The 6,364-nt window shown below is 69.7% G+C and carries 6 protein-coding genes and 1 tRNA gene; 2 read left to right on the top strand and 5 right to left on the bottom strand.

Annotated elements, in window-relative coordinates; translation table 11 throughout:
* Window positions 1–68: 68 nt before the first annotated feature.
* From FNQ90_RS09245 to FNQ90_RS09235, 3 genes are read right to left on the bottom strand one after another with little or no spacing between them, the layout of a single operon-like run.
* Window positions 69–953 carry a carbohydrate ABC transporter permease gene (locus tag FNQ90_RS09245; RefSeq protein WP_228454120.1) on the bottom strand — a complete coding sequence of 295 codons (885 nt, stop codon included), beginning with the start codon at window positions 951–953 and terminating at the stop codon, window positions 69–71.
* Window positions 953–1,936: a carbohydrate ABC transporter permease gene (locus FNQ90_RS09240; protein WP_323379854.1), complete on the bottom strand. Its 984-nt coding sequence runs from the start codon at window positions 1,934–1,936 to the stop codon at window positions 953–955. The genes FNQ90_RS09245 and FNQ90_RS09240 overlap by 1 nt, the downstream gene beginning before the upstream one ends.
* Before the next feature lie 7 nt (window positions 1,937–1,943).
* Window positions 1,944–3,221, bottom strand: a complete 1,278-nt coding sequence (locus FNQ90_RS09235; protein ID WP_182605921.1) for an ABC transporter substrate-binding protein — start codon at window positions 3,219–3,221, stop codon at window positions 1,944–1,946.
* A 368-nt stretch (window positions 3,222–3,589) separates the two neighbouring features.
* Between FNQ90_RS09235 and FNQ90_RS09230 the strand changes: the two genes are divergently transcribed.
* Window positions 3,590–4,672, top strand: a complete 1,083-nt coding sequence (locus tag FNQ90_RS09230) for a LacI family DNA-binding transcriptional regulator (protein WP_182605920.1) — start codon at window positions 3,590–3,592, stop codon at window positions 4,670–4,672.
* Window positions 4,673–4,891: 219 nt separating this feature from the next.
* Here FNQ90_RS09230 and FNQ90_RS09225 read toward each other — a convergent pair.
* Together FNQ90_RS09225 and FNQ90_RS09220 are read right to left on the bottom strand one after the other, a co-directional pair.
* Window positions 4,892–4,976: transfer RNA gene (locus FNQ90_RS09225), tRNA-Leu, on the bottom strand.
* Between the two features lie 81 nt (window positions 4,977–5,057).
* Window positions 5,058–5,588 (bottom strand): TetR/AcrR family transcriptional regulator, encoded by a 531-nt coding sequence (locus tag FNQ90_RS09220; RefSeq protein WP_182605919.1) that lies wholly within the window; start codon window positions 5,586–5,588, stop codon window positions 5,058–5,060.
* Between the two features lie 205 nt (window positions 5,589–5,793).
* Between FNQ90_RS09220 and FNQ90_RS09215 the strand changes: the two genes are divergently transcribed.
* Window positions 5,794–6,276, top strand: coding sequence for a PH domain-containing protein (locus FNQ90_RS09215; RefSeq protein WP_228470992.1), 483 nt, complete (start codon window positions 5,794–5,796; stop codon window positions 6,274–6,276).
* Window positions 6,277–6,364 lie beyond the last annotated feature (88 nt).

Raw genomic sequence — 6,364 nt, 5'->3', positions numbered from 1 at the left:
CTCCCAGCCACCCCGCACCACCAGGGCCCGCCGACCGGTCCCGGGAGAGCTTGTCTCGGTGTGATCCGTCACCCCTTGAACGCTCCTTCCATGATGCCGGCGACCATACGCCGGCCGACGAAGACGAACAGCACCAGCAGCGGCAGGGTCGCGAGGAAGGACCCCGCCATGGCCAGCCCCAGGTCGATGTCGTAGTTGTTCTGGAGTGCCTTGATGGCGATCTGAACGGTGAAGTTGTCGGGCGACTTCAGGACGACGAACGGCCACAGGAAGTCGTTCCAGGCGGTGACGTAGCTGAACAGGCCCAGGACGAACGCGGCGGGCCGGACGATCGGGAAGGCGATGCGCCAGAAGATCTGCCAGGTGTTGGCGCCGTCGATCCGGGCGGCCTGCATCAGTTCGTCGCTCAGCGTAACGGACAGGTGCTGCCGGATCCAGAAGATCCCGAAGGCGCTGACCAGCAGCAGCCCCGGCACGATCACCGCCTGAAGGCTGTCGACCCAGCCCAGCTCGGAGACGATCAGGTACTGCGGGATGATCGCGAGCTGCATCGGCACGGTCATGGTGAGCACCAGCACCAGGAACAGCGTGTCGCGACCGCGGAAGTTCAGCTTGGCGAAGGCGAAGCCGGCCAGCGAGCACATGACGGCGTGTCCGATGCCGACGCAGCCGGCCACGACCACGCTGTTGATCATGGACCGGAGGAACGGCACCGTGCTGAAGACCAGGTCGACGCGGTCGGGCAGGTTGCCGCCGGGGATGACCGCCGGGGGCATCTGGTTGGCGGTGGCCGTGTCTGTGGAGGCGACGACGAACATCCAGTACAGCGGGAAGACGCAGATGAACGTCGCGAACACCAGCAGGGCGTAGGCCCACCAGGGGACCCGCCCCGGGGAACGGGGACGGCGTGCCGGTGGTGACCGGCGTGCCACCGGGGGTGTGGTGGTCGTCATCATCGCTCCGAGCGGATACGGGTGGACAGCAGGTAGTTGATCAGCGCGATGACGACGATCATGGCGAACAGCGCCACGCCGATGGCCGCCGCGTAGCCGAACTCATAGCCTCCGAAGCCCTGTTCGTAGAGGAAGAGGGTCAGGGTCTGGCACTCCCGGGTCGGCCCGCAGGTGAGCGGGGTGGCTCTCCCGGCGAGCAGCGGCTCGGTGAAGATCTGCAGACCGCCGATCGTCGAGGTGACGACGGTGAAGATGATGATCGGCCGCAGCGAGGGGATCGTGATGTGCCAGAACTGCTTCAGGCCTCCGGCGCCGTCGACGGCCGCGGCCTCGTAGGTCTCGCGGGGGATGGCCTGGAGCGAGGCCAGGTAGAGCAGGGTGGTGTAGCCGAACCAGCGCCAGGCGACCATGGTGGCGATCATCACGTGGCTGGCGCCGGTCGACTGGAGGAAGTTGATCGGGCCGACGCCGACCAGACCGAGCAGCCAGTTCAGCAGACCGTAGTCCCGATCGAACATCTGGGCGAAGACGATCGTCGTCGCGGCCACCGAGGTGATGTAGGGCACCAGCATCGTCATGCGGAAGAAACCCGCGAAGCGCAGCCGCACGTGGTTCAGCAGGTGCGCCAGGAGCAGCGCGGCCAACAGCTGGGGCACGGTGGACAGGAACCAGATGCTGAGCGTGTTGCGGGTGGCGTTCCAGAACCGTCCGTCGTCCCACAGACGGGTGAAGTTGTCGAAGCCGATGAAGGTGCGGTCGCCGATGGGGTTCCAGTCGAACAGGGCGATGTAGAAGGTGAAAAGCAGCGGAAAGAGACCGAACACCGCGAAGAGCAGGAAGAACGGCGCGATGTAGCTGTAGGGCGCGATCCGCTCGGCGAGCCGGTGCCGGACCGGCCCCGGCCCGTCCGCCCCCGCCGCGGCCCCCTTCGGGGCCGTCGGCGGGGCGGAGGGCCGCGGCCCGGGCAGGGTGCGTGTCCTCACGGGTTCCTCACTGCCCGATGGCGGTGCGGATGTTGGCCAGGGCCGTGTCCCAGGCCTCGTCGGGGTCGGCGCCCCCCTGCTCGACGGCGGTGAGGGCGTTGAGGAACTCGTTGCCGATGGTGGCGCTGTCCGGACCGATCAGGAACGGCTCCAGCCCCAGCAGCGAGTCGGTGTAGATGGTGCCGATGGGCGCGTCGGAGAAGAACGGGTCGGTGCTCGCGGTCAGGTCCTCGTCGTCGTAGACCTCGGGGGTGGTGGGCAGGGCGCCGGAGTCGAGGAAGTGCTCCAATTGCCCTTGGGGCGACTGCATCTCGCTGATGTAGGCCCAGGCGGCCTCGGGGTTGGCGGCCTTCGCCGGGATCGCGAGGTAGCTGCCGCCCCAGTTGCCGGCGCCGCCGGGGATGGTGGCGACGTCCCAGTTGCCCTCGGTGTCCGGCGCGTTGCTGCGGATGCTGTTGAGCATCCAGGAGGGGGCGGCCACCACGGCGTAGGCGCCCTGCTGCATCCCGGCGCTCCAGCCCTCGGTGAACGAGGCCTGCCCGGCGGAGATGTCGGCGGCTATGGCGTCGAGCGCGAGGTCGAAGGCGTCCCTGACCTCCTGGTTCGTGTCGTGGATCAGCTCGCCGTCGGCGTCGTGGTACTTCTGCGACACCTGGTTGACGGCCTGGTAGAAGACGCTGGTGGGGGCGTTGTCGATGAAGGCATTGCCGGTGGCGTCGGTGTACTGCCGGCCCACCTCGATGAAGTCCTCCCAGGTCGGCCACAGCGCGCCGACCTCGTCCCGGTCGGTCGGCAGGCCGGCCTCGGCGAACAGGTCGGTGCGGTAGGCGACGGCCATGCCGCCGACATCGGTGGGGATGCCGATGATCGAGCCGTCCCGGGCGACGCTCTGGTTGATCACCCAATCCAGGTAGTCGTCCTTCCTCTCGTCGGCGCCGAACTCCCGCAGATCGTGGAAGTTCTGCGGCTGCTCCACGAACCGCGGCAGGTCATCGCCCTGGATCAGGACGAGGTCGGGGACCTTGCCACCGGCCAGCGCGGTCGTCAGCGCCTGGGCGGTCTCCTGGGTGGTGCCGACCTCGGTCAGTTTCACGGTGATGTCCGGGTTGGCCGCCTCGTACTTCTCGACGGCGGCTTTCTGGTTGATGCCGGAGAACGACCAGAACTCGAACGAGTTGCCGTCGCCGCCGGACGAGGAGTTGCCGCCGCATCCGACCGCGGCGAGGCCGAGGGCCGTGGCGAGGATCACGGGGGTGACACGTCTGCTGGAGAAGCTCTTGATCATCGAAGCGCCTTTGTCCGCGAAAATTTCCGGAGCAACTACGAAACAATTACGTGGCCGGAAACGGTAAGAACGTTCGCCACCCCCGTCAAGAGGTGCGTCACGATGTCACGACGTGATAACGCGACTCCGCTGGGTGTGGGGAAGTGTGACCAGGGGGTGATTCCGGCCGCTGTCGACCCTTCCGCCCCGGTGGATCGAAGGTGTGACGACCTCACGATGATTCGATGATTTCGGTAAAGTCTTGAAAAGTTTCTTCGCTCCGGGGGCGGTGATGAGGTGCTGAGGAAGAGGGCGATTCGGCTTCCGGGATGGCACATAGCCCAACATTTCCCCCCAAGGGGGATGGGTGTCCGCGTTATAGTGCCGCCATGACCTCTGCCCACGACAGCGCCAAGGGCGACGAAGCGTCCGGCGGTCCGCTGACTCTCGCGGAGATCGCCCAACGCACCGGCGTCTCGGTCGCCACGGTCTCCAAGGTGGTCAACGGGCGGGACAACATCGCTCCCGGGACCCGCGAGCTGGTCGAGGGCGCCATCCGCCGTCACGGCTACCGGCGGCAGAAGCGCGGCGGCCGCCCGGCCCCGTTGCTGGAGCTGGTCTTCCACGAGTTGAACGGCCTGTACGGGGTCGAGATCTTCCACGGGGTCCAGCGGGTCGCCCGGCAGAACGGCCTGGCGGTGGTGGTCACCGAGTTGCAGGGCCGTCAGATGCCGGGCCGGGACTGGGTCGAGGAGGTTCTGGCCCGCCGCTCCACCGGAGTCATCACCGTGTGCTCCGGCCTCACCGAGGACCAGAACCACCGGCTGCGCAGTCGTGGTGTGCCCTACGTGCTCGTCGATCCCACCGGGGCACCCGGCCACGACGCCGCCTCGGTCGGCGCGGGCAACTGGAACGGGGGGCTGTCGGCCACCCGTCACCTGATCGAACTCGGTCACCGCCGCATCGCGGTGATCACCGGCGCGGAGGGCGTCCTCGCCGCCCGGGCCCGGCTCGACGGCTACCGCGCCGCCCTGGACATGGCGGGCATCCCCTCCGATCCCGACCTGATCCGCATCGGCAATTTCCAGATCGCCGACGGCCTCACCCACACCCGCCGGCTGCTGAGCCTGCCCGACCCGCCCACCGCGATCTTCGCCTCCAACGACCACGAGGCCATCGGCGTGTACCAGGCCGCCGCCGAGGCCGGGCTGCGCATCCCCGGGGACCTCAGCGTGGTCGGCTTCGACGACCTGCCCACCGCCGAGTGGATCGTCCCGGCCCTCACCACCGTCCGCCAGCCGCTCCGCGAGATGGGCGGTCAGGCCACGACGATGCTGCTCACCCTGGCCCGCGGCGAACCCCTGCCGGTGGACCGCATGGAACTCTCCACCCGGCTCGTCGTGCGGAACAGCACCGCGCCCCCGACCCCCGGCGGTGACCGGGGGTTCCGCGTCCGCCCGGTCGCCGGGTAACTCCCGCCTCGGATCCCGCCGGAGCGGGAGTCGCGTTCCGCCGACCCCACCGCCCACGGTGACCGGGGACGGACCGGGGGCGACCTCGCACCGTCGCCCCGGATCCCGCCGACCCGGACACCGGGGCCCGCCGCACGGTCTCCCCTGCCACCCGGGCGGGACCTGACGGACGTTCCCGGGAACGGAAAAAGACCCCGGCCGAGCCGGGGTCCTCGCCGGTGTCCGAGGGGGGACTTGAACCCCCACGCCCGATAAAGGGCACTAGCACCTCAAGCTAGCGCGTCTGCCATTCCGCCACCCGGACAGGTGTTCCGCCTGCGACCCGGCGGTCCTCCGCGCGGTGTCGTGGCGACGTGTTCACCATACCAAGTTCCCCGGGGTGCTCTCACCCGCGTTCCCCCCGGTCCGCGCCGGGGGCGAGGAGGCCGTGCTCCAACGTGCCGATGACCAGGTCCACCGCCCGCTGCTTGGCGGCCGTACCCTCCCGCACCGCCTCCCAGCCCGCCGAGAGCAGGTACCACAGGCAGCGCACGAACCAGTCGGCGTCCACGCCTGGCGCGATGACCCCCTCCCGTCGGCCGCGCAGGAACAGGGCGCCGACCGGGGCGTGGATCCGCTCCCAGCGGGAGTCGTCCCAGCCCCCCTCCTCGTCCCTGTTCTCGGTGAACAGCAGGTTCATCACCGGCCCCAGGTCGAACATCGCCCGCACCAGGCGGCGCAGCGCCTCCACCGGTGTCCCGCGCTCGGGCTCGGCCTCGGCGAAGGCGCGGGCGGTGAGCGCGAACGCCTCCTCGTCCAGGGCCCGGAGCAGTGCGGGGCGGTCGGCGTAGTAGCGGTGCAGGGTGCTGCGGCCCACGCCCGCGAGTCGGGCGATCTCGGACATCGGGGCGGTGCGGTCGGCGGTCCAGGCAGCCACGGCGGCGTCCAGGATCGCGCGACGGGTCCGCTCCGTCGTACCGGGTGTCCGGCCGGTCCCGGTACCGGGTGGAGGGCTCTCCGACATGGGAGAAGGATAGGGCGTGTATTACGGTGGAGCGTGCCGGACCCACCATGGGACACTGTGTCCCATGACTGAGCCGGTGACTGTTCCCGATGGATCCACGGGGGGATCCGGGGCGCCGATGGTGCTGCGGCCACCCCACCACCGCGTCCTGCGACGCGCCGTCCCCTGGTGGATCCTGCGTTCCCTGGGCGGCTTCATCCCCCTGATCGGCGGCACGGCGGTGCTGTACACGGTCTGGGAGGGCGGCCGGGTGTGGAGCGGACCGCTGCTCATCGGTCTCGCCGTGCTCTGCGTGCTGCGCGCCGCCGTCGTCCCCTCCTGGCGGTACGCCGTGCACCGTTGGGAGATCGCCGAGGAGGCCGTCTACGCGGCGAGCGGCTGGTTCGTGCGCGAATGGCGCATCGCGCCCATCTCCCGCATCCAGACCGTGGACACCTCGCGCGGTCCGCTGGAGCAGCTGATGGGACTGAGCACGCTGGTGGTCACCACCGCCTCCTCCAGCGGTGCCGTGCGCATACCCGGCCTCGATCCGGAGGTCGCGAGGGAAGCCGCCGACCGCCTGACCGAGATCACCCGCCGCACCCCCGGGGACGCGACATGAGCGCCGGACCGGGGCCGACCATCGACCCCACCGGGGCACCGCCCCCGGGGGGGCGGCCCACCGGTCCCACCGACACCACGGCCACCCC

Source organism: Streptomyces alkaliphilus (assembly GCF_014141535.1).
GTDB lineage: Bacteria > Actinomycetota > Actinomycetes > Streptomycetales > Streptomycetaceae > Streptomyces > Streptomyces alkaliphilus.
The sequence above is the reverse complement of the archived record's forward strand: the minus strand, read 5'-3'. Positions and strand labels throughout refer to the sequence as shown.